15 protein-coding genes are annotated in these 22409 nt (G+C 74.7%); 6 read left to right on the top strand and 9 right to left on the bottom strand.

What is annotated here, in order from left to right; genetic code table 11:
- Positions 1-87: 87 nt before the first annotated feature.
- The 4 genes from V6U88_RS28100 to V6U88_RS28085 all read right to left on the bottom strand — a co-directional run bounded on the left by V6U88_RS28100 (position 88) and on the right by V6U88_RS28085 (position 8268).
- Complete coding sequence (locus tag V6U88_RS28100) at positions 88-1275, bottom strand: DUF3068 domain-containing protein (protein ID WP_334457571.1); 1188 nt, start codon at positions 1273-1275, stop codon at positions 88-90.
- A gap of 68 nt (positions 1276-1343) precedes the next feature.
- Entirely contained in the window at positions 1344-2159 is an 816-nt protein-coding gene (locus V6U88_RS28095) for a class I SAM-dependent methyltransferase (protein WP_334457570.1), read from the bottom strand.
- Positions 2156-6610, bottom strand: a complete 4455-nt coding sequence (locus tag V6U88_RS28090; protein WP_334457569.1) for an alpha-(1->3)-arabinofuranosyltransferase domain-containing protein — start codon at positions 6608-6610, stop codon at positions 2156-2158. Before V6U88_RS28090 ends, V6U88_RS28095 begins: the two co-directional genes overlap by 4 nt.
- Positions 6607-8268, bottom strand: coding sequence for a substrate-binding domain-containing protein (locus V6U88_RS28085; RefSeq protein ID WP_334457568.1), 1662 nt, complete (start codon positions 8266-8268; stop codon positions 6607-6609). Before V6U88_RS28085 ends, V6U88_RS28090 begins: the two co-directional genes overlap by 4 nt.
- Before the next feature lie 259 nt (positions 8269-8527).
- On the opposite strand from V6U88_RS28085, the gene V6U88_RS28080 reads away from it, so the two are divergent.
- A complete protein-coding gene (locus V6U88_RS28080) occupies positions 8528-9688 on the top strand; it encodes a glycosyltransferase family 4 protein (RefSeq protein ID WP_334457567.1) in 1161 nt (386 codons plus the stop codon).
- A 72-nt stretch (positions 9689-9760) separates the two neighbouring features.
- Here V6U88_RS28080 and V6U88_RS28075 read toward each other — a convergent pair whose 3' ends face one another.
- A complete protein-coding gene (locus V6U88_RS28075) occupies positions 9761-9925 on the bottom strand; it encodes a hypothetical protein (protein WP_334457566.1) in 165 nt (54 codons plus the stop codon).
- A complete protein-coding gene (locus V6U88_RS28070; RefSeq protein ID WP_334457565.1) occupies positions 9922-11640 on the bottom strand; it encodes a hypothetical protein in 1719 nt (572 codons plus the stop codon). The genes V6U88_RS28075 and V6U88_RS28070 overlap by 4 nt, the downstream gene beginning before the upstream one ends.
- Before the next feature lie 150 nt (positions 11641-11790).
- Here V6U88_RS28070 and V6U88_RS28065 point away from each other — a divergent pair, with 150 nt between their 5' ends.
- Entirely contained in the window at positions 11791-14175 is a 2385-nt protein-coding gene (locus tag V6U88_RS28065) for a hypothetical protein (protein WP_334457564.1), read from the top strand.
- 16 nt (positions 14176-14191) lie between these two features.
- On the opposite strand, the gene V6U88_RS28060 is transcribed toward V6U88_RS28065, so the two are convergent.
- On the bottom strand, positions 14192-14947 hold the full coding sequence (locus tag V6U88_RS28060) for an FkbM family methyltransferase (RefSeq protein ID WP_334457563.1): 756 nt from the start codon (positions 14945-14947) through the stop codon (positions 14192-14194).
- 170 nt (positions 14948-15117) lie between these two features.
- Between V6U88_RS28060 and V6U88_RS28055 the strand changes: the two genes are divergently transcribed.
- Entirely contained in the window at positions 15118-16320 is a 1203-nt protein-coding gene (locus V6U88_RS28055) for a polysaccharide biosynthesis protein (RefSeq protein ID WP_334457562.1), read from the top strand.
- Positions 16321-16369: 49 nt separating this feature from the next.
- Here the strand turns inward: V6U88_RS28055 and nudC are convergent, their stop codons facing one another.
- Complete coding sequence (gene nudC, locus V6U88_RS28050; protein ID WP_334457561.1) at positions 16370-17287, bottom strand: NAD(+) diphosphatase; 918 nt, start codon at positions 17285-17287, stop codon at positions 16370-16372.
- Between the two features lie 209 nt (positions 17288-17496).
- On the opposite strand from nudC, the gene V6U88_RS28045 reads away from it, so the two are divergent.
- The 3 genes from V6U88_RS28045 (at position 17497) to V6U88_RS28035 (ending at position 21384) form a co-directional block, all read left to right on the top strand.
- Complete coding sequence (locus V6U88_RS28045; RefSeq protein ID WP_334457560.1) at positions 17497-18009, top strand: SigE family RNA polymerase sigma factor; 513 nt, start codon at positions 17497-17499, stop codon at positions 18007-18009.
- Positions 18010-18019: 10 nt separating this feature from the next.
- A complete protein-coding gene (locus V6U88_RS28040; RefSeq protein WP_334457558.1) occupies positions 18020-19291 on the top strand; it encodes a hypothetical protein in 1272 nt (423 codons plus the stop codon).
- Between the two features lie 284 nt (positions 19292-19575).
- The gene (locus tag V6U88_RS28035; protein WP_334457556.1) at positions 19576-21384 is read left to right on the top strand and encodes a VanW family protein; all 1809 of its coding nucleotides are present in this window, start codon (positions 19576-19578) and stop codon (positions 21382-21384) included.
- A 61-nt stretch (positions 21385-21445) separates the two neighbouring features.
- Here the strand turns inward: V6U88_RS28035 and V6U88_RS28030 are convergent, their stop codons facing one another.
- Entirely contained in the window at positions 21446-22072 is a 627-nt protein-coding gene (locus V6U88_RS28030) for an NADPH-dependent F420 reductase (protein ID WP_442934713.1), read from the bottom strand.
- Positions 22073-22409 lie beyond the last annotated feature (337 nt).

The raw sequence follows: 22409 nt of genomic DNA, 5'->3' as shown, positions 1-22409 counted from the left end.
TTCAGTAACAAGTGCCGAGCGTGACGACACCGACGCCAAGGGGGCGGGTCGAAGGATCGACCCGCCCCCTTGGATGGTGCTACGGCGTCAGTGCTTCTCAGTCTCGTCCGACGCGGACCGCTGGGTCGGGACCGTCGGCTCGTTGTCCGTGCGCCAGTTCGTCGACGCGGGCGGGATCTCGTCGGTCAGCGGTCCGCCCTCGCGGCCCACGGCGGGCTGCTCGGCGGTCGGCCGCTCCCGGTCCACGACCGGCTCCTCGTGCCGGGTCGGCGCGTCGAACGGCGCGACGTCGGCGCGGTGCCGCGCCTCGCCGGCCGTGGCGACCGCACCCTGGCGGGCCACCAGCACGCCGCCGATGATCAGCACCAGACCGAGTACGGCCAGGCCCACCGGGACGTAGACGCTGAGCAGCTTGAGGCTGTCCCGGCTCTCCTTGGCCCGCTCGGCCGAGGCGGTGATGGTCGCGTCGTTGTACGTGAAGTCGGCGTCCAGCAGCGTGGTCGGCGCGCCCACGTTCGGGGTGAGGACCTTCTTCTGCACCTCGCGCACCTTGATGTACGACCCGGTCACCGGGTCCACCCAGACGGTGCGCTGGTTGCTGTAGACGAGCGAGGCGTCGGTCGCACCCGGCGCCAACGTGGCCAGCAGCGCGGCGAGCCGGCTCGGGTCGAGGGTCAGCTGCTCGTCGGTGATCACCTGCTCGAACCGGTAGGTCTCGATGCCCTTGATGTTCTCCGTGCCGGAGAACTTCGCGTCGCGGACCTGGCGCAGGTCACGGTCGAAGATCTTGTAGTCCCGCTTCTCGGTGTTGAACGGGAACTTGTAGATCTGGCCGGCGAACTGGATCCCGGTGTCGCGCTGGCCGGTGTCGTCGAGCCACTGGCCCTGCCACTTGACCGCCTCGCCGGAGACCCGGTCCATGGCCAGCTTGGCGCCGTACGCGCTCACCAGCTCCTTGTTGTCGACCCGGTCCACGGTCTGACCGACCTGCCACACCACGGCCTTGCCGTCGAGGTCGCCGCCGAGTTTCGCGGTCTCGTCCTTCAGCTGGTTGACCCGGACGGTGGACCTGAGGTCACCGTCGTTGACCTTGATCGACCCGTTACTGATCTGGAGGAACTTCGCGTCGTTGGCCTCCGCCACCGACGTCGCAGGCTTCAGGTCGTACGGGAGCTTGGTCAGCGCGGGGGTCACGACGAACACCAGCCCGGCGGCCAGCGCCAGGAGCAGTACGCCGACCCCGAACAGCACGGCACCGATGGCGCGGTGCTTCATGTTTCCTCCCTGGAGGAGCTCAATTTCGTCGTTGTCGATCAGAGGGATGGCCGGAGGTTACTACCTGGTCACATCTGGACGCGACCCCCGGTCAGTTCTACTTTCTCCGCCTGCCCGGCAACGTCGGGCCGCTCACCGGCCCGGCGCAGCACGAGCAGGAAGTTCCACGAGCCGATCTCCCGCGCCCCGGGAATCCGCACGATCCACCGCCCCCACCAGGGGTGATAGCGGGGCAGCGCATCCAGCACCTCGACCTCCGGGTTGCCCCGGGCCCAGCGCAACGCGTCGGCGATGGAGACCGGGAAGAGCGTCTCGCGGAACCGGTTCTTCGGCGGGCGTCCGTTGCGCCGCTCGTACCGCCGCCGGGCCCGCTGCCCGCCCAGGTAGTGCCAGGGGGCGGTCTCGTGCCCGCCCCACGGCGAGAGCCACGGGGTGAACGAGACGAACAGGACGCCCCCGGGCTTCGTCACCCGCGCCATCTCGTCCAGCATGCGGTGCGGCTCGGAGACGTGTTCGAGCACGTTCGACGAGAAACAGACGTCGACACTGCCCGAGCGCACCGGCAGCGCGGTGCCGCTGCCGCGCAGCATCCCGGCCGAGGACTCCGCCGCGGAGAAGTCCCCCACGTCCGGGTCCAGGCCCACGTAGCGGGCACCGGCGGCGCGGAACGCCTGCGCGAAGTAGCCGGGGCCGCCGCCCACGTCGAGCACCGTCCGCCCGGCCAGCCCGGTGTAGCCGGAGACCTGGCGTACCGAGTCGTCGGCGAGCAGGCCGTAGAAGTGGTCCGGGTCGGTCTGCTCGACCAGGAAGGCCCGGAACAGGGCCACCGACCGGCCCAGCGTGGCGAACCGGCGGCGGGCCGCCGGTCCCTGTCCAACGGTCATCGCACTACCGTCCCGTCCTCGTCCTCGCCGGCGGTCGGCCGGTCACCGTCCTGGTCCTCCGCGGAGCCCGGCACATCGTCCCCGTCGTCCGCGCGGTCCGGCACGCCGGGCCCGTCGTCCGTCGTGGGTCCGGCGGGCGGCTCGTCCCGCGCGGCGTCGGCCCCGTCGCCCGGGGTCGACGACGCACCGGCGACGACCGGGTCGGACTCGCGTGCCGGCCCGCCGTCGGTCGCCGGGACCGCGCCGGGGACCGGGACCACCGCGGCGACCACCGCGCCGATCGCCACCAGCATCGCCGCCTGCACCCACGTCCCGTACGCCCACTCCTGGCCGTGCCCGCGCAGCCGGCCGGCGACCGCGACCACCGTGGCCACGGTCAGGCCGCCGAAGACCACCACCGGCAGGGCCCGGAGGGCGAGCTGGCGCAGCAGCATCGCCGCGAGCACGATCGCCACCGGCAGCACCCCGCCGAGCGCGGCGAGCAGCACCACCAGCAGCGCCCCGACGAACCAGGGGGCGCTCTCGGCGGGCAGCGACCCGGAGCCCTCCGGCCGCCGCCGCACCGGCCAGGCGGCGAGCACCAGCACGGCGAGCGCGGTCAGCGCGCCCACGGCCAGGCCGCCCCGGTAGGCGCGGTCGGGCGTGAACTCCAGCCGCACCTCGCCGCCAGCCCCCGCCGGCAGCACCCAGGCCTGCTGCCACCCGTCGACCCGGGTGGCCGGCAACTCCCGTCCGTTCAGGGTGGCCGTCCACCCGGCGTTCGCGTTCTCGGGTACGACCAGCAGCGCGCTCTCCCCGGCGGCCACCCGTACCCGGCGCTCGGTCGGGGCCCAGTCGAGCACCGACACGTCGCGGTGCCGGGGTGCGACGGCGGCCGGGCCGGCGGGCCGCAGCGTCGCGTCCTGCACCACGAAGCCGCGCGACGGGGAGGTGGCCAGCCGGTGCCCGCCGGCCGGCAGGTCCACCACCGCGCCGGTCTCCCCGCAGAGGGTGACCGGCATCGGCCGCCCGGCGACGACGTCGCCGAGAGTGCCGGTGACCGCGGTGTCGTAGCGGAAGCCGTCGAGCTCCACCGCCGGGCCGGTGCCGCACGGCGCGGAGACCCGGGAACCGGCGTTCAGCGGCCGGATCGGCAGCCCGGGGATCTCCACCTCGGCGATGCCGACGGTAGCGGTCCAGCCGTTGCCGCGCCGGTCTGCCACCCGGTCGGTGGCCTCCCGCACGACGATCTCCACCCGGTCGGTACGCACGGCGGCGAACCGGACCAGGCCGTCCGCGCCGACCGGCACGAGCTGGGTACGGCCACCGGCGCGCACCTCGACCCGGGTGGGCGGGGAACCGACCGGCAGGTCGGCGGGGCGCAGCCGGAGCCGGTCGATCCGGCGCTGCCCCTTCCAGGCCAGCGTGAGCGTGGGCCGCAGGTCGCCGATGCCGGCCAGCCAGGCGGTGCCCGGGTCACCGTCGACCGCCGCGTACGGCGCCACGGACGGGTCACCGGCCAGGTGCGACGAGGCGCCGGCGGTCACCGGGGCACCGGCCGGCGTCACCGCACCGCCGGGGCGGGCGACCGCGGTGACCGTCAGCCGGTAGGTGCCGGCGGTGGTACTGCGGAACAGCCGGTCCACCCCGAGCGGCTCCTCGCCGACCCGGGCCAGGAAGCGGTCGCAGCGCACCACGGTGCCGGCCGGCCGGACCCCCGCCGTGGTCCGCCTGACCGGCACGACCTCGGAGTTCGCCGGCACGGCGTCGGAGCCGGCCGGCACCGCGCGGGGGTCGCCCTTCGGCGCGTCGGCCGGGAAGCACGCCGGCCGGTCGCCCGCGCCCCGGCTGAACGACCAGGAGACCGGGCCGGTGCCGGTGGCCGGCAGGTCGGTCGGCACCCGCAGCGCCCGCCGGGGCGTGACGTCGGGGACGGTGAGTTCCCGGATGCCCACCCCGCCGTCGAGCCGGTTGCCGGCCACCCCCAGCACGGTGATCCGGATCGTGCTGGTGGCCCCGGGCAGGGTGTAGTACGTCTGCGCGCCCAGCCCGCCGGTGACGTCGTGGTCGACCGAGCCCCGGTCGGTGCTGATCCGGAACCGGGTGACCGGCCAGCCGACCCCGAGGTCGTCGACGAACGCCAGCGAGACCTGCTGGACCTCGCGCGGGGTGTCCAGGTCCAGTTGGAGCCACTGCCCCACCGGCCCGGCCAGGGAGGCCGAGTGCCAGGCGGTGCCGGCGTCCCCGTCGACGGCGGCGAACGGCAGGTGCGACGGGTCGGCCGGGGCCAGGTTGTCCACGAAGCTGGCCGCCGTGGAGGCGCTGACCTCGCGCAGCCCCTGGTAGGTCGCGACGGTCTGGTGCCGGCGTCCGCCGAAGGGCAGCAGGTCGAGGGCCACCCGGCCCTGCCGGCCCGACTCCGCCGCGGTCATCGTCTGGCTGAGGTTGTCCCGTACCCGGCCGATGTCGCGTTCCCGGCGGCGCAGGCCGTCGGTGACGATCCACCGGTCGCCGGTGGCGCCGACGTCGGCGTCGGGGCGGTCGCCGGCCAGCACCACCGGGCGGTCCCGCTCCACGACGCCCTGCTCCAGCAGGGGTAGCAGCGACTCGGGGCCGCCGCTGACCGTGGGCACGTCGGCGGTGAGCACCGCCGAGGCGGCCGGCACCGGCCGGTCGACCTCGTACACCTCGACGGCCGGCAGCGCCCCGGCGTCGTCGTCGACCGGGCTGCCGGCGGCCCGGCCGACCGCGTCGGTGCTGCCGAAGGTGGCCACCCGGGTGATCCCCGGCGAACCGGCCAGCGCCCGGCGCAGCACCGCCACCGGCGGGGCGTCGATCTGCGTACGGTCGATGTCGTTGCGCAGCAGCAGGTGGCGGAAGCCGGAGCGGGCCAGGAAATCGGCCAGCCCGGCCGAGCCGCGGCCACCGGCCAGCACCGTCTCGACGGTGTCCATCATCCGGATGTTGCCGATCGAGCCGAGCGGGATCTGGTGGCGCACCGCCCAGGGCGCCCCGGCCAGGGACTGCAACGGCTCGTCGACGGTGCGTCCCCAGTCGTACTGACCGAAGCCGGAGCCGGGCACCACCAGCGTGCGGGCCAGCGCATCCCGGTCGGCGAGCCAGGTGGCCGCCGCCCGCCAGTGCGGCGGCAGGTCCGACCAGCCGGGGCCGGGGCGCAGCAGCCCCGTCCAGGCCGGCGCGGCCGCCCCCAGAACCAGGGCGAAGACGGGCACGAACACCACCGGGCGCAACCGCAGCCCGGGCCGGCGGCGACGGGCGGCGGTGTGCAGCCGGGTGACCCAGGCGTCGACGCCGTGCGCGAAGCCGAGCATCAGCGGCAGCCGCAACACCGGCTCCAGCTTGTGCACGTTGCGGAACGGCGCCAGCGGGCCGTCCAGCAGGTCGCGGACCTGCTCGGAGAGGGGGCTGTCCAGGCTGCCGACGTAGCCCATGGTGAGCAGGCTGAGCCCGGCCAGGAAGCCGAGCACCAGGAACCGCCGCTCCGGCAGCAGGTTGCCGGCCAGCCCGGCCAGGCCGACCAGCGCGACCACGGCGGTGAGCGCCATCAGCGCCGGGTGGTCGATCAGCAGCCAGCCCGCCGGCCACCACGGGTCGCCCTGGACGATGTACGCCACCCACTGGTTGGTGCCGCGTACCGCCTGGAACAGCGAGGCGACCGCGGTGGTCGTGGTGGACGACTCGATGTAGTCGAGGAACGGCAGGCTGTACTCGCCGAGCAGCAGCAGCGGCACGATCCACCAGAGGCAGACCCCGACGACGCCGAGGCACCACCAGCCGACCAGCCGCAGGTGGGCGGCGTCCCAGCGGCGGGAGAGCAGCCACACCCCGGGCAGCACCAGGGCCATCAGCACCACGGCCGCGTTGATGCCGCCCATGCCGAGCACGGCCAGCGCGGAGAGCGCGGCGGCCCGGCGCGGCGAACCGATCCGCTTCACCTGCACCAGCGGCAGCAGCACCCAGGGGAGCATGGCCGCGGAGAGGACCTCGGAGGAGAGCGCGCCGATCTCGGTGAGCATCCGGGGCGCCAGCGCGTAGCCGAGCGCGGCGGCGTACCGGGTCGGTTCGGTACCGATGCCGAACGCGCGGGCCAGCCGCAGCAGGCCGTAGAAGGCGGCGCAGAACAGCACCGCGCACCAGAGCCGCTGGGTGATCCACGGGGGTACGCCGAGCAGCTGCCCCGCGCCGAAGAACGGCCCCATCGGGAACAGGTAGCCGTACGCCTGGTTCTGCAACTCGCCGGAGGTGGCCTCCGGGTTCCACAGGTGCAGCGCCCGGGCCATGAAGTGCAGCGGGTTCGCCGCCAGGTCGAGCTTGGTGTCGAAGGTGACCTGGCCGGGCCGCTGCGCGAACGCCAGCACGGTGAGCAGCACCAGGCAGGACGCGGTGGCGGGGGCCTCGCGGACCGGCCGGACGACCCGGTCCAGCACCCGCCGCGCCGAGGTCGCGGTCACCGCCGGCACTCCGGCGGCAGGCAGCTCAGCTTGGCCAGGGCGGAGAAGAAGATCTGCCGCATCCCCTTCGGCTGGTCGGTCCGGAACACCTGCCCGCCGGTGACCTTGGCGATCGCGTTCAGCTCGGCCGGATCGACGTCCCGGCCGAGGCCGATGAAGACGATCGGCAGCGGCTTGCGCGGGTCCTGCAGCGCGGTGAGTTCGGCGAGGAACTTCTTGCGGTCGATGCCCTCGGCGTCCTCGTTACGCCCGTCGGTCATCACCAGCACCAGGTTGATCCGTCCCGGGGTCCAGTGCCGCCGGGCCTCCCGGTACGCGGCGAGGGTCGAGTCGTACAGGCCGGTGCCGCCCTGGGGCTTGACTTTCACCTCGCCGAGCCGCTGGGCCAACGCGGCCCGCTGCGCGCGCAGCGGCCGGACCGGCAGGATCTCCCGGTAGTCCCGGTCGCCGTCGACCTTGGTGGAGAAGACCCAGATCCCCAGTTCGCTGTTGTCCAGCAGCAGCCCGGCACCCTCGCGGGCGGCGGCCACGGTGGCGTCGAGCCGGGTGCCGCCGCCGGGCACCCGGGCGGCCATCGAGCCGGAGACGTCCAGCATGGTGAGGATCCGGGCGCTGCGCTGCACCCCGCTCCACCCGGTCAGCATCTCGGTGACCGTCTCCTCGGCTGGCAGCGCCACCGGTTCGCGTACCGCCGGGTCGAGGCGGCGGTCGCGCGGCATCGCGGGCGGGTAGCCGGCGGCGGTGCGGAAGCCGTACCCGGTCAGCACCTCCCGGGAGGCGCTGGTCAGCAGGTCGCTGAGGAAGCCGGCGGCGGCGTCCCGCACGGCGTCGCGGGCGGCGGGCAGCACGGCGTACGGCAGGTCGAGCGCGGGGACCGCCACCTCCGGGTACGCGGCGACCAGCTTGTCGGCGCCGGCCAGCGCGTTGTGCCCGAGCACCGCCTGTTCGGTGGTGGCGACGGCTTCGGAGCGGCCGGGCAGTCCGGCGCCCGGGGACAGCGCGGCCCCGGTGCCGGTGGGGCTGAACGTGTGGCCGGCGAGCCGGCGCAGCGTCGCCGCCACCACCCCGCGCGGGTCGCGTTCCCCGGCGGCGAGCGCCCGGACGCCGAGCAGCGCACCCACCCCGGCCGGGTCGGCGGCCGGGTCGGGCAGCCCGACCGGGCGCGCGCCGGCCCGGGGGCCGATCAGCGGCGCCCAGGTCAGCGGCTTGGCGGGCCAGCCGGACTTGCGGGCCACCCGCTCGGTCACCGCGAGCACCACCGGGGTGCTCGCCACCGACGTGCCCTGCCCGGGCACCTCGAACGCGCCGGCGGCGCGGGCCCGGCGCAGCCAGAACGTCGACTCGGGCAGCCAGGCGTCGGCCACCTCGGCGCCACTGGCCAGCTCGGCGGCGACGGCGTCGGACTCCCGGGACTCCACGGCGATCGACACGCACGGCTGCCGGCCGACCGAGGCGCGGGCGATCCGGTCCACCGCCGGGGCGACCACCGGGGCGGCGGCCACCCGCAGCCGCACCCGCTCGGCGCACTCCGGCGTCACCTGCTCGTCACGCAGCCAGGCGTACCCGGCCCAGCCGACGAGCAGCAGCACCAGGGCGGCGCTGAGCAGCACCACCGGGGAACGGCGGGCGAGCAACCGCGCCGGCACGTCGCGCACCACGGCTGCCTCCCCTCCTGGTCGTCGCCCGTCCGTCGGCACGCTGCCGCAGGTCACGGGTGTCGCGGACGGCCCTGGCCGGTGTCTCACCGACCCCGCATCGTTCCGCGCTGACACACCCTGCCAAGGTTTCGGGTCCCCGGCAAACCCCCGGTCGACGAGCTGTTATCCGATCGTCGCTGCCGGTCCGACCCATTGCGTACGCGGGCCGGGCCGCCCTAGGGTGGCGCGATCGTGCCGATTACTGACCGGTAGGAGCGGCGTGGACAACTCCAGCAGCACCACCGCTCGCCACGTGCTGTTCCTCAACTGGCGCGACACCAGCAACCCCGAGGGCGGGGGCTCGGAGGTCTACATCGAGCGGATCGCCGCCGAACTGGTCGCCGCCGGACACCGGGTGACGATGCTCTGCGCCGCCCACCCGAACGGCGGCCCGGAGGAGACCAACCCCGACGGCGTACGCCTGCTGCGGCGCGGCTCCCGGCACACGGTGTACGCCCGCGCGGCCCTGACCTACCTGGCCGGCCGGTTCGGGCTGGGCCCGCTGGGCCGGCGCGGCCTCGGCCTGCCGGACCTGGTGGTGGACGTCTGCAACGGCGTGCCGTTCTTCGCCCCGCTCTACGCCGGCCGCCCGGTGCTCGCGCTGGTGCACCACGTGCACCGGGAGCAGTGGCCGGTGGTCTTCGGCCCGTGGATGTGCCGGCTGGGCTGGTGGATCGAGTCCTGGCTGGCGGTCCGGCTCTACCGCCGCTGCCGCTACGTGACGGTCTCCGAGGCCAGCCGCAGCGAGCTGGCCGAGCTGGGGGTGGACGCGGAGCGGATCGACGTGGTGCCCAACGGCACCCCGCCGGTGACCGGCCCGCCGCTGCCCCGCACCACCCACCCGTCGCTGCTGGTGCTGGGCCGGCTGGTGCCGCACAAGCGGGTCGAGATCGCCATGCGTACGGTCGCCGAGCTGGCCGAGGAGCTGCCGGAGCTGGAGCTGGTGGTGGCCGGTCAGGGCTGGTGGGAGCAGCCGCTGCGGGAGGTGGCCGACTCCCTCGGCATCGCCGACCGGGTCCGCTTCACCGGCTTCATCAGCGAGGAGGAGAAGCACGAGGTGCTCTCCTCCTGCTGGCTGGCGCTGACCCCGTCGCTCAAGGAGGGCTGGGGGCTGACCATCGTCGAGGCCGCCGCCCGCAGCACGCCCACGATCGCGTTCCGCTACGCCGGTGGCGTGGCCGAGGCGATGGTCGACACCGAGACCGGCCTGCTGGTCGACGACGAGCGGGAGTTCACCGACCGGGTCCGCGAGCTGCTCGCCGACGACGTGCGGCGCAAGGCGATGGGCGAGGCGGCACTGGCCCACGCGGGCCGCTTCACCTGGGCCGCGACCGGGGCGCGCTTCGCGCAGCTGGTCGCCCGGCTCACCGCCGCCCGCTGACGGCCGGCGCGCCCCGGCCCCGGACACGCGACCGGGGCGCCCGCATCAGCGGACGCCCCGGTCGACGATGGTTCAGCGCGTGCCGTACAGGGTGCTCTCGGAGCTCTGCTCGCTCACCTTGGTGTTGGCGGCCTCCTTGGCGGACGGGCTGAGCGCATTCGCCAGACCGACGCTGCCGAGCAGGCCGAGCACGACCCCGAGCACCCCGACGGCGACGAACGCGGGCAGGTTCCTCATCCACCTTCTCCTTCCGCGGGACTCGCGTGCCGGGACGCTACCACGCGTCGCAGCACCTGCGCAGTGCCCGAAAACCCGATGGCCAACACCACCGTTCCGGCCAGCAGGTGGGCGAGACCGACCGGACCGGGGCCGGCCCGCCCGGCCGGGGCCGTCCAGGCCGGGTTCTCGTAGAGGGCCAACTCCGGCCCGGCGTGGGCCAGCCGCAGCCCGACCAGCGACGCCTCGGGCACCGCGGGGCCCGAGGCCCGCTGCACCAGCACCCAGCGCGCCCCCATGCCGACCAGCGGACGGCCGGCGGCGAGCAGGTCGCGCACCTGGGCCGCGCGGGGGTCCTCCTTGCCGACCGCGACGTCACCCACCCACAGGGTGTCGTCGATCAGCACCGGCGACGACAGGTACCGCGGGGCCGGATCGATCACCACCCGGTCGCCGTTCCAGGCGTACCGCTGGTACTCCTGGAACGGCAGGGAGATCACCTCGCCCGGCCGGTCGGCCACCTGCCGGGCGACCACCGCCCAGTCCGCCGGGTAGTGCACCGGCGTCAACCGGCCGAGCGCCCCGAAGGCCAGGTCGGGCAGGAGCGCCACCGGCAGCATCGCCGTGCCGACCAGCAGCACCGTGCCGGTGGTCCGGTCGAACCGGGTGGCCAGCCGGTCGGCGAGCCGTTCCGCGCCGAGCGCCACGGTCACCGCGAGGGCCAGCGCGTACGGGACGAGCAGCTTCTGCCCGTCGCGGACCAGCCCACCCCCGGGCGCGGTGTCGACCAGCCAGCCGAGCAGCGCGGCCCCACCGGGCAGCACGCCGAGCGCCGCCACCAGCCACGACCCGGCGGCCAGCACCAGCAGCCGCGCGGGCGCACCGGCCGGCCAGCGCCGGCGCAGCAGCGCCAGGCCGTATCCGGCGAGGAGCAGCAGCAGGACGGTGGCCAGCGGCACGAACACGGCCTGACGGGACGCCGGGACGGTCAGCGCGTTCCAGATCCCGCCGGTGCCGGCGAGCGCGACCAGCGACCCGCCCCAGTTCTCGGCACGCGCGGCGAAGGCCGGCACCCCGGCCGGGTCGGAGCGCCCCCCGGTGGCGCTGCCCAGCCCGGCCACCAGCCACGGCGCGTTGAGCAGCACCGTCACCGCGACCCCGGTGCCGGCCCGGCGGACGGCGCCGGGGTAGCGACCGGGCAGCAGCACCGCCACCGCCACCAGGGCGATCAGCCCGCCGGTCGGGGTGATCGCGGAGACCGCGGCCGCCAGCAGCAGCCCGGGCAGCGCCCCGGGCCGGCCCGCGCGCACCCCGAGTGCCGCCGCCACCAGCCAGGGCAGCATCGCGTACGCCAGCAGCAGCCCCCACTGCCCGATCAGCAGCCGCTCCGCCAGGTACGGCGTCCAGGCGTACCCGAGCGCGGCGACCACCCGTACGGCGGTGCGGGTGGTGGGCACCAGCCGGGCGGCGCCGAGCGCGGCGAACCAGAGGATCGCCACCAGCACCAGCCGTTGCAGCAGCCAGCCGGGGACCAGCAGGTTGGCGAGGGCGACCACGGCGTCCTGCGGCACGGCGCGGGGCAGCGCCGAGGCCGGGGCGATCACGTCCCAGCTCAACGCCTGCCGGGGCACGAAGACCATGTCGTAGCGGAGCACGTACCCGGGCAGCGCCAGCGGCGCGAGCACCACCGCCGCCACGACGGCGGCCACGCCGTACGGCACCAGCCGTCCACGCATCCGTCGACCCCCACCTGCCTGCCGGGCGCGGCCCGACCGCGCCGTGGTGGCTCGCCACTGTACGCGGCCACCGCCGCGCTCCGGCGACGACCGTGAACCACCCGATGACCTGATGGGACGCCAGGTGGCCGGTGTGGCAGTCTTCCCGCCATGGCATCGACCGGCACGACCACCTCCCCTGAAGGGACCGGCCTCATCGGCGGCTGGGCGCGCGTCCACCCGGTCCGGGCGGTGGCCGTCGCCATGATCCTGGTGAGCCTGGTCTGGCGGGCGCAGCTCGCCTCGCGCGGCTACCTGGCGGTCGACGACTACATGCTGATCGCCCGGGCCGCGGAGTCCGATTTGACCCCGGGCTTCCTGCTCACGCTCTACAACAACCACTTCATGCCGGCGGCGCTGCTGGCCACCTGGCTGGTGACCCGGGCGGTCGGCCTCGCCTACTGGCCGTACGTCCTGATCCTCACCGCCGCCCAGGCGGTGCTCGCGGTGAGCTTCGCCCGGCTGCTGCGCACCCTGGTACGCCCCGGCTGGGCGCTGCTGGTGCCGCTGGCGGTGTTCCTGTTCAGCCCGCTGACCCTGGAGGCCACCTCCTGGTGGGCGGTCGGGGTGAACATGCTGCCGATGCAGATCGCCATGGTGCTCGCGGTCGGCGCCCAGGTCCGCTACGTGCGCACCGGCCGGCGGCGGCACCTGGTGACCCTCGCCCTGGCCGTGCTCCTCGGGCTGCTCTTCTTCGAGAAGGCCCTGCTGGTGGTGCCGCTGGTCTTCCTGCTGACCGCGTTCCTGTTCGTCGGCGGCCCGCCGGTGCGGGCGGTGCTGACCACCGTCCGCCGGTACTGGCCGTCCTGGCTGCTGCTGACCGGGCTCTCGCTGGGCTTCCTCGCCCTCTACGGCTCCCGCGCGGAGTCGTCGCTGCGCCGCCCGGACTCGCTCGGCGAGGTGTTCTCCTTCCTCTGGCAGCTCCTCGGCTCCACGGTCGTACCGGGTCTGCTGGGCGGGCCGTGGCGCTGGCTGCCGGCCGGTGACGGCGCCCCGGTGACCGCCCCGCCGGAGCTGGGCCGGTGGATCGCCTGGGCGGCCTTCCTGGTGCTGGTGGTGCTGACCGTCCGGCTGCGCCGGGTCGCCGGCCGGGCCTGGCTGCTGCTGGCGTCGTACCTGACCCTGGTGACCGCCCTGCTGGCCGCCACCCGGCTCGGCTCGATCTACAGCGACGTCGCCGGTGCCGTCCCCCGGTACGTCAGCGACGTGGTGGTGGTGGCCGCACTCTGCATCGGCGTCGCCCTGCTCGGCCTGCGGCCGGTGCCGGACCGTTTCGCCCCCGCCGACCCGGCACCGGCGGACCGCGACGACGCCGACCCGGCCGACGCCGACTCCGACACCGAGCGGGCGGACGACGCCGCGACCCCGGCGACCACCGCCGACGACGAGCCCACCGGCACCGCGACCGGAAGCGCGGGCGACGACGAGGAGCCGGACCGGTCCACCGCCGCGCCCGAGCCGGTCACGGCCGACGTGCAGCGCCCGGCCGACGCCGAGCCGGCCCCCCGGGTCGCCGTCCCGGCCGCCGCCTACCAGGGCCACGGCGTCCTGCACGCCGAGTACGACGACGACGATCTGCCGGCCACGGTCCGCCCGCCGGCGGCGCGACCGTTCGACGCGCCGCCCCAACGGGCCGGCGCGGCCACCCGCCCGACCCCACCGGCCGTCACCCCGCCGGTGCCGCCCGCTGCGGCCACCGGCCCGGCGGGCCGCACCGTCGCCGCGACCGGGCCGGCCGACCCGGCCGACCCGCCCGTCGACCGGCCGGAGCAGCCGGCCGTGCTGGCGGCGTTCACCGGCGGCCGCGACCCGGACGACCCGCCGCCCCCGGCCGTGCTGGTCCGCCACCGGGAGGCGGTCTCCGTCGGCCTGGCCCTCGCCCTGGTCGCCGGCGGTCTCGGCACCGCCTGGACGACCGCCCGGTTCGGCGACGAGTGGGCGGTGAAGGCCGGGCGCACCTACCTGGACACCGTCCGGACCGAACTGGCCGCCGCCCCGCCCGGCACGGTCTTCTTCGACCAGCCGGTCCCGGGTGACGTGGTGCCGACGCTCTCCGCGCCGTACAACCGGCAGTCGAGCTTCTTCCGCGCGCTGCCGGAGCGGCCGGTCTTCGTCACCGAGGCGGAGGCGCCGTCACTGTTCGACCGCACCGGCCGGATCACCCCGGTACGCATCGACGGCCCGACCGTGCAGCCGGGGCCGGAGCAGGCCTGCGGCTGGAAGGTCACCGACGGCGAAACGGTGCGGATGCCGCTGACCGGGCCGCGCGACGACTGGTTCTGGGTGGTCCGGATCGGCTACCTCAGCTCCGGCAACAGCACCGCCACGTTCCGGCTGGGCACCACGGAGAAGCGGTTCCCGGTGAAGACCGGCCTGCACCAGATCTACTTCGAGTTCACCGGCGGCGGGGACACCGCCGAGCTGACCGTCGCCGACCCCGACGTCACCCTCTGCACCAACGAGGTCGCCGTCGGCACCCCGACGCCTCAGCAGTGACGGCCCCGGCCGGGGTTCACTCCGGCCGGAACAGCACCGAGTTGACGTAGCGGGGGCGGGGCCAGAGCACCCGGCGGGCGAAGCTCTGGCCCACCCGGGCGATCGCCTCCCGCTGGTGCCGCTCGAGGTCGAAGTCGGCCAGCGGCACCCAGGTACGCCCCGGCAGGACGTATCCCCGGTAGCCCCAGCCGGTGAGCAGCTCCAGCAGCGGCTCCACCGGCTGGATCCGCTCCTCCATTTCGATCAGCAGCGCCGGCCGGTCGCGCCGGATGGTCTCCGCCCCGCCGCGCAGCGCGGGCAGCTCGTGCCCCTCGATGTCGAGCTTGACGAAGCGCACGTCGGTCAGGCCCAGCGAGTCCAGGGTGATCCGGCGTACCTGCACCGGGCTGCCCTGCTCCGGCTGCTCCAGCGAGGAGGTGCCCACGATCGCGCCGCCGTCGGGCAGGTAGAGCGCGGCGGTGCCCTCGTGGTCGGAGACGGCCGCCTCGACCACCTCGACGGTGGGGAAGGCGGTCCGCAGCTGGCGGGCCAGCGGGGGCGTCGGCTCGACCGAGACGACCCGGTCGGCGCGGCGCAGCAGACGGGCGGTCCACGGGCCGTACCAGGCGCCCACGTCGACGGCGGTGCCGCCGCGCGGCACGAAGTCGGCCAGCCGGGCCAGCTCGGGCTCCACTCGGGGGTAGACCAGCCGGATCCCGCCCGCGACCCACCGTTCGGGGAGCTTCGCGGCCAGCCCGGAGGTCGCGGCCGCGGCCACGTTCGTCGACGCCATGGGGCAGCACACTAGACGCTTCCCGGCCGCGACGGCAGGGGTCGTGGGTGCGGGGCGGACGGCCGGTCGGTCGACCGGTACCGTCTCCCCGGTCGGGCCGGGGCGGCCACGGCCGTCGCCGGCCGCGAGGCGCACCCGGTCGTCGGAGCAGCGGGGCCACTCGGGGCGGCATGACACAGACCATCGGCAGGGACGCCGGCGCGGCGCGGCTCGGAGCCGCCGGCGCCGCCGTCACCGTGGCCACCACCCTGAGCAACGCCCTGGCCTACCTGGTGCCGGTCCTCGGCGCCCGCCGGCTCGACCCGGCCGACCTCGGCGCGCTGGCCACCGTGCTGGCGCTGGGCGCGATCGCGGCCGTGCCCGGCTTCGGCCTGCAGATCGCCGTCGCGGTGCACCGCGCCCGGCGCGGTCCCACCCCCACCGGCCGGCTGGCGCTGCTCACCGCCGGGGTCACCGCCGGCGTCACGGTCGCGGCGGCACCCCTGCTCACCGTGCTGCTGCGGCTGCCGGTGGCGCTGACCCTGCTGCTCGCGGCGACCACCTTCGCCACCGTGCTGGCCGGCCGCTGGCTCGGCGAACTCCAGGGCGACCAGCGCTTCCTGCGGCTCTCCGTGGGGATGACCGTGCTCGCCCTCGGCCGCTACGGCGGGCTGATCGCCGGCCTGGCGCTCGGCGGGGGTGCGGTCACCGCGCTGCTGCTGGCCACCGTCACCGGGCTGCTCGCCCTGCCGCTGCTGGCCCGCCTCGCCCGCTCCGCCCGCCCCGGCCCGCCCGTCGCAGCGGAGGGCGACCTGCGGCCCAGCCACGTGACGACCGCCTGCGCGGCCACGCTGGCGATGCTCACCATCTCGTACGCCGACCTGCTCCTCGCCCGGCAGTTGCTCTCGGCCGACGGCTCCGGGGCGTACGCGGTCGGGGCGGTGCTCACCAAGGGCGCGCTCTGGGCACCGCAGGTGGTGACCCTGCTCGCGCTGCCGCGGCTCGCGCAGGGGGACCGGCGGGTCCGGGCGCTGGGGCTGGCGGTCATCCTCGCCTGCGGTGCCGTCCTGGTGGCGGCCGCCGCGCTCGGCGGCGAGCTGGCGTTCCGGCTCGCCGGTGGCGCCGACTACCTGCACCTGGCCGGCGAGGCCCCGCTCTTCGCCGCCACCGGCGCCCTCTACGCGGTCGTCTTCATGCTGGTCAACGACCGGGTGGCCAGCGGTGCCCGGTTCCCCGCCGCGCCGCTCTGGGTGGCCACCGCCGGCCTGGCCGGCGCGGCGGTGCTGGTCGCGCCGCGCACCGTCGAAGGGGTCCTGGTCTGCGCGCTCGGCACCGCCGCGCTGACCGCCGCCGTGATGGCCTGGCTGGTCCTGCGCCCCCGCCGCCCGGACTGACCCGGTCCGGCACCGCTGAGGGCGGGCCGCCCGGACAGCGGATCCGGTGTCAGTCGCGGGCGGCGAGCCAGCTGCCGAGCAGCTGGTGGTCGATCGAGTCGGCCCGGCCCAGCGGCCGTCCCTCGGCCTCCCGGCGGCGCAGCTCGTCCCGGGTGAACCAGCGCGCCTCCAGCAGCTCCACGCCGTCCACCCGGACCTCCTCGGAGGCGGCGGTGGCCCGGAACCCGACCATCAGCCCGGCCGGGAACGGCCAGGCCTGCGACCCCTGGTACGACAGCGCGGAGAGGGCCACCCCGGCCTCCTCCGCCATCTCCCGGCGGACGGCGTCCTCCAGGCTCTCGCCCACCTCGACGAAGCCCGCGAGCGTGGAGTACGACCCCTCCGGGGCACCGGCGTGCCGGGCCAGCAGGCAGCGGTCCGGCGATCCGGGCGCCTCGACCAGCACGATGATGGCCGGCTCGATCCGGGGGAAGAGCAGCCGCCCGCAGCGCGGTCCCGAGCAGGCCCGCACGTGCCCGCCGTCGCGCGCCACGGTGGCCGAGCCGCAGCTGCCGCAGTAGCGCTGCTGCCGGTGCCAGTGCAGCAGCCCGCGCGCGTACGCCTGCACCGCTGACTGGGCCGGGTCGAGCCAGGCGACCAGGGCGCGCACGTCCGCGGTGGCGGCGGCCCCGGCCAACCGGGCCGCCTCGGGCGCGGTACGCCCGGAAAGATCCACGGCGAAGACCGGAACCTCGTCGTCCAGCCCCAGGAAGACGGTCTCGTCGGCGACGGCGAGCACTTCGGGGGCGTCGGCCGGGCTCAGCCGGACCGGCGTCTGGTCGGCGTCGACGAGGCAGTGGTCCCGCCAGAGCGGCAGCAGAACGGCCCCGGGATCGGTCAGCCGAGCGGAGATCCACTCGCGGTTGCCGCGCAGCGCCGCCGCCCGGTCCAGCCATCCGCCGCCGTACGCCAGCACCCGAGCGTTCATGCAGACACCGTGCCACGCCAGCGGGAGCGTCGGGTGAGCGGGGCCAGCTGCAGGGTTGCGTGACCACCGGATCGAAAATTGAGCGCGAGCCGATGCGGTGCGCCACCAGCGGTGGCCGCACCTGCCTACGCGATCAATTTGCGGGACCGGACAACCGGGTGATCTTCCGCGCCCGTCTGAGGGGTGATGACCCAACGGAGGGACGGGCGATGCGGGATGGTTCGGAAACGGAGTACGTCGACTACGTCACGGCGCGGATTCCCGCGCTGCGGCGGCTGGCGTACCTCCTGGCCGGCGACGAGCACCGCGCCGATGACCTGGTCCAGCAGACCATCACCACGCTGTACGTGAAGTGGCGGCGTGCGCAGGCCGCCGACCATCTCGACGCGTACGTCCGGACCATGCTGGTGCGTACGTACGTGGACGAGCGACGGCTGGCGTGGGCGCGGGTGCGGCTGTTTCGCGAGACACCTGAGCCACCGCCGTTCGAGGACGGCAGCGTCGAAGTGCGTCAGGTCGTCCGGGCGGCACTGAGCCGGGTGCCCCGCCGGCAGCAGGCCGTGCTGGTGTTGCGGTTCTTCTACGACCTGCCGGTCGACGAGGTGGCCGGGATGCTCGGCTGCTCATCGGGCACGGTCAAGAGCCAGACGTCCCGGGGGCTGGCCACGCTGCGACGCCTGCTCGGTGAGCGGGAGTTCGCAGGGTTCTCCACCATCAATTGAGGAGTCGATGATGCCATCCGAACTCGATCTGCTGCGGTCGCTCGACGACGAGCCGCGCACCTCTTCCACCGTGGACGTCCAACGCGCAATCGCCGACGGACGCCGCCGCCGGGTCCGCCGCAGCGTCGGCTACGCGGGCGCCGCGACGGTGACCGCGCTCGCCGTCGCCGGCGCCTCGGTCGCGGGAGGGGTGTTCAACCCCGCCCCATCGCAGACTGCGGCGACCGGTGCGCCGCGCACCAGCGCCTCCGCCCCGCCGAAGCCGGAGTACACGATCCCGGGCACCGCCGGCTGGAGCGCAGCGCCGGCGACCCCGCCCACCAGTTGCACGCTCAACCGGCTGCCCGTACCGGACAACGCGCCGATGGCACTGGTTACCGGCGCCGACTCCACCGGCCGGTACATCGTCGGGCGCTCGTACCCGAAGGCCGCCAGCTACCAGGCTGTCATCTGGCACAACGGCCGAGCCCAGAAGGTGATGCTCCCCGGCGACGAGGAATTGCTGCAGGACGTCAACTCGGCGGGTACCGCGGTCGGCTGGAGCTACACCGGTGGCAGCGAGGAGGACACCGGCCGGGTCCCGTACGTCTATCACGACGGCGAGGTTTCGGCGCTGCAGGGCGTGCGGCGCGGATCCGCGTACGCGATCAACGACGCCGGAGCCATCGTGGGCGACGACGACACCGGCAAGGCCGCGCTGGTCTGGCCGTCGGCGACCGCGAAGCCGATCCGGCTGCCGGTGCCCGCCGGCACGTCGGTGTCCACGGCCCGCGACATCGACGAGGACGGCACAACGGTCGGCACCATCGACGATGAGCGGCCGTACGTCTGGTTCCCGGACGGCACCCACCGCGAGCTTCCGATACCACGCATCGACGGTGTGCAGACCGCCGGCGCCCGGGCCTTCAGCGTCCGGAACGGCTGGGCGACGGGGCTGGCCGGCCAGCTCAGGCGCGGGGCGAAGGGCAAGAAGGCTGACCGGCCGAACAGCGCCCGGGTGGTCCGGTGGAACGTCCGCACCGGGGAGGTGCGCGTTTTCGGCGAGCTGCAGGGGTTCCCGAATGAGGTGAACGCGCAAGGCTGGCAGGTCGGCACGGACAAGCAGGGGCGCGCGGTGCTCGTCGCCGGCGCCGAGCCCGTGGTGCTGCCGGCTCTGGCCGGCGGACAGCCGACCTCCGTGTCCAATATCGCGACCACGTTGAGCGATGACGGGCGCACTGTCGCCGGACAGTCGGACGACGCGGGGGACACGATCCAGGCTGTCGTGTGGCGCTGCCGGTAGCCGGATCCGGCAGATCTCCGCAATCGGCGTAGGCAGGGCAAAAGTTCATTACTCGGAGACCAGGACATCCCGGAGAGGGCCGACCCGGCCGGGTCGGCCCTCTCTCGCCGGCGTTCGCGGGGACACGGTGCCACTGCGGCGACAGGGTCGGGCGAGCGGGGGCCGCCGGGATCGACACGCGGTGACGATATTGACCGCCCCGCACGATGTCCTCAGGCCGAGAGTTGGCTACCGTAGGTGTCTCTCCGGGGGCCCGCAGCCCCCACGTGGTATGTCCGATAGAGGTGGCTGTGACCCTGTACGGCGACAAACGTGTCTCCGACGACCGGCCCACGGTGCAGGTCACCGCGGTGACCTGGCCGGGTGACGACGAGCCGGCGCCGACCGGCAGCGGCCCGGGCGGGTCACGGTCGCGGCGCGCCCGGCTGCTGCTCGCCGGCGGCCTCGCCGCCGCGGTGCTGGCCGGGGTGGCCGGCGCCGGTGCCTACGCGTACGCCGGGGACGTGCCCCGGGGCACGTCGGTGCTCGGCGCCGAGCTGGGCGGCCGGAGCCGGGACGAGGCGGCCCGCGAGCTGCGTGCCGAGCTGGAGCGCCGGGCGGCCACCCTGAACGCCCCGCTGACCGTCCAGATCGGCGAGCAGCGGGCGGAGATCAGCCCGACCGACGTGGGGCTGGCCATCGACGTGGAGGCCACGGTGGCGGCGGCGGCCGAGGCCGACGCGCCCCCGGTCAGCCGGCTGCTCGGCTCCCGCGAGGTCGACCCGGTGGTCACCGTCGACTCCGACCGGCTCGACGCGGCGCTGCGCAAGATCATGGGCAAGCAGGGCCGCGAGATGACCATGCCGGCGATCATCTTCACCGGCACCAAGCCGAAGCCCGTGTACCCGAAGCCCGCCCTCTCCCTGGACAAGGCGCGCTCCGCCGAGGCCGTCACGGCCGGCTGGCTCGCCCGCGAGCAGGTCACTGTGCCGCTGGTGGAGCAGGCGCCGGCGACCACCGCCGCGGACGTGGACCGGATGGTCGAGGAGCTGGCCAAGCCGGCGGTCGCCGCACCCGTCACGCTGACCACCGACAAGGGCACGGTGACCATCCCCCCGGCAGCGATCGCGCGCGGCCTGCGCTTCTCGGCCGACGAGGCCGGCAAGCTCACCCCCCGGGTGGACGTGAAGCGGCTCCGCGCCGCCCTCGGTGCCAAGCTGGCGTCGATCGAGTCGCCACCGAAGGACGCCACGATGACCATCTCCGGCGGCAAGCCGAAGGTGGTGGCCGGTCGCCCGGGCCAGCAGCTCGACTCGGCCGCCCTCGGTCGCGACCTGCTCGCCGTCCTCCCCAAGGCGGAGGGGCGGACGATCAGCGGCCAGCTGAAGCCGGCGGAGCCGGAGCTGACCGTGGAGAAGCTCGGCGCGCTGGGCATCAAGGAGCGGGTCTCCACCTTCACCACCCGGTTCCCCGGCGGGCTCTCCTCGCCGCGCAGCCAGAACATCATCCAGGCCGCCAAGGACGTCGACGGCACGGTGGTGAAGCCGGGCGAGACGTTCTCCCTCAACGGGCACACCGGGGAGCGCGGGTACGACCAGGGCTACAAGGACGCCCCGGTGATCGTCAACGGCAAGCTGGTGCCCGGGGTCGGCGGCGGCGTCTCGCAGTTCACCACGACGCTCTTCAACGCCACGTACTACGCGGGCCTGGAGGACGTCGAGCACAAGCCGCACTCGTTCTACTTCAGCCGCTACCCGGCGGTGATCGAGTCGACCATCTTCTGGCCGGACCTGGACTTCAAGTTCCGCAACAACACCCCGCACGGCGTCCTGATCGACACCTCGTACACGTCGAGCACGATCACGGTGTCGATCTGGAGCACGAAGATCTACGACAGCGTCAAGACCGAGTACGGTCCCCGCCGCAACATCACCAAGCCGAAGACGGTGTACCTGGAGCCCGGTCCCACCTGCATCGCCGCCGTGGGCAGCGACGGGTTCGCCCAGGACGCCTTCCGGGTGATCAAGAAGGACGGCAAGGTGGTCAAGCGGGAAAAGTTCAGCTGGACCTACGACGCCGAGCCCCGCTTCATCTGCGGCCCCGAGCCGTCCTGATCCGGGCACGGAGAAGCCCCGCCGGCTCGTCGCCGGCGGGGCTTTCGTCTGTCGTACGCCGTCAGGGCCGCGCCGCGGCCAGCCCCTGCCGTACCCCGCCGGCGTCCCGGTCGGTGCCGTAGACGGGCGTGTCGGGCTGCTGCCGCCAGCTCTCGTCGAGGGTGCCCGCGTCGACCGGGTCGAAGCCGAGCGAGTCGACCAGCTGCATCACCAGCTGCTTGGCCTCGGCGTCGTCACCGGCCACGGGCAGACCGATCCGGTCGCCGGCGCCGGCGGGGCGGCCGTTCTCCATCAGGTGCTGGGCCTGGATGTTGTTGAAGGCCTTCACCACCCGGGCACCCTTGAGGTGCTCCGCGGTCCACCGGCTGGAGCTGAGGCTGCGGTCCAGCAGCTCGGCGATGTCGCCGTCGCGCTGCGGGTAGTAGTTGTTCGCGTCGACGACCACCTTGCCGTCGAAGAGCTCCGGGGGCAGGGCCGGCACGGCCAGCAGCGGGATCGCGATGATCACCAGTTCGGCGTCCTGCACCGCCTGCTCGAGGGTGCCCGCGGTGGCACCGGTCTCCTGGGCCAGGTCGGTGAGGGTCTGCGGCCCCCGCGAGTTGGCGACTGTCACGTCGTGGTCGAGGGTCCGCAGCCGCCGGGTGAGCGTCCCACCGATGTGCCCCGAGCCGATGATTCCGATCTTCATGACCACTCCTGCCTCCGCCGGTCCCGACGGTCAGTTCCGGTCGTACGGTGAGCAGGTACCCCGACCGGTCCGCCCCGATTGCGGACGAGGCGTACTCCACGTCACGTTTCCCGCCATCACGCCGGGGGACCCCGCAGCGGGGGCGGGTCCCGCACCGACGGTACCGAGAAGACGGGGCGAGGCCGGCCGATTCGCCGAACCAGGGCAGATTGATTTCCGGGACGCAAACACAAATCAGGGCCACCCCCGATAGGGGTGGCCCTGATTTGAATGATTGTCCGGCGGTGTCCTACTCTCCCACACCCTCCCGAGTGCAGTACCATCGGCGCTGGAGGGC

The sequence above is a fragment of the Micromonospora sp. CPCC 205739 genome (assembly GCF_036906795.1).
Taxonomy (GTDB): Bacteria; Actinomycetota; Actinomycetes; order Mycobacteriales; family Micromonosporaceae; genus Micromonospora.
This window is presented reverse-complemented; position numbering and strand designations above follow the sequence as displayed.

Excerpts from the sequence above, each read along its gene's own strand:
- V6U88_RS28100 (WP_334457571.1), bottom strand. The coding sequence starts at position 1,275 with ATGAAGCACCGCGCCATCGGTGCCGTGCTGTTCGGGGTCGGCGTACTG.
- V6U88_RS28095 (WP_334457570.1), bottom strand. The coding sequence starts at position 2,159 with ATGACCGTTGGACAGGGACCGGCGGCCCGCCGCCGGTTCGCCACGCTG.
- V6U88_RS28075 (WP_334457566.1), bottom strand. The coding sequence starts at position 9,925 with ATGAGGAACCTGCCCGCGTTCGTCGCCGTCGGGGTGCTCGGGGTCGTG.
- V6U88_RS28070 (WP_334457565.1), bottom strand. The coding sequence starts at position 11,640 with ATGCGTGGACGGCTGGTGCCGTACGGCGTGGCCGCCGTCGTGGCGGCG.
- V6U88_RS28065 (WP_334457564.1), top strand. The coding sequence starts at position 11,791 with ATGGCATCGACCGGCACGACCACCTCCCCTGAAGGGACCGGCCTCATC.
- V6U88_RS28060 (WP_334457563.1), bottom strand. The coding sequence starts at position 14,947 with ATGGCGTCGACGAACGTGGCCGCGGCCGCGACCTCCGGGCTGGCCGCG.
- V6U88_RS28055 (WP_334457562.1), top strand. The coding sequence starts at position 15,118 with ATGACACAGACCATCGGCAGGGACGCCGGCGCGGCGCGGCTCGGAGCC.
- nudC (WP_334457561.1), bottom strand. The coding sequence starts at position 17,287 with ATGAACGCTCGGGTGCTGGCGTACGGCGGCGGATGGCTGGACCGGGCG.
- V6U88_RS28045 (WP_334457560.1), top strand. The coding sequence starts at position 17,497 with ATGCGGGATGGTTCGGAAACGGAGTACGTCGACTACGTCACGGCGCGG.
- V6U88_RS28040 (WP_334457558.1), top strand. The coding sequence starts at position 18,020 with ATGCCATCCGAACTCGATCTGCTGCGGTCGCTCGACGACGAGCCGCGC.
- V6U88_RS28030 (WP_442934713.1), bottom strand. The coding sequence starts at position 22,072 with ATGAAGATCGGAATCATCGGCTCGGGGCACATCGGTGGGACGCTCACC.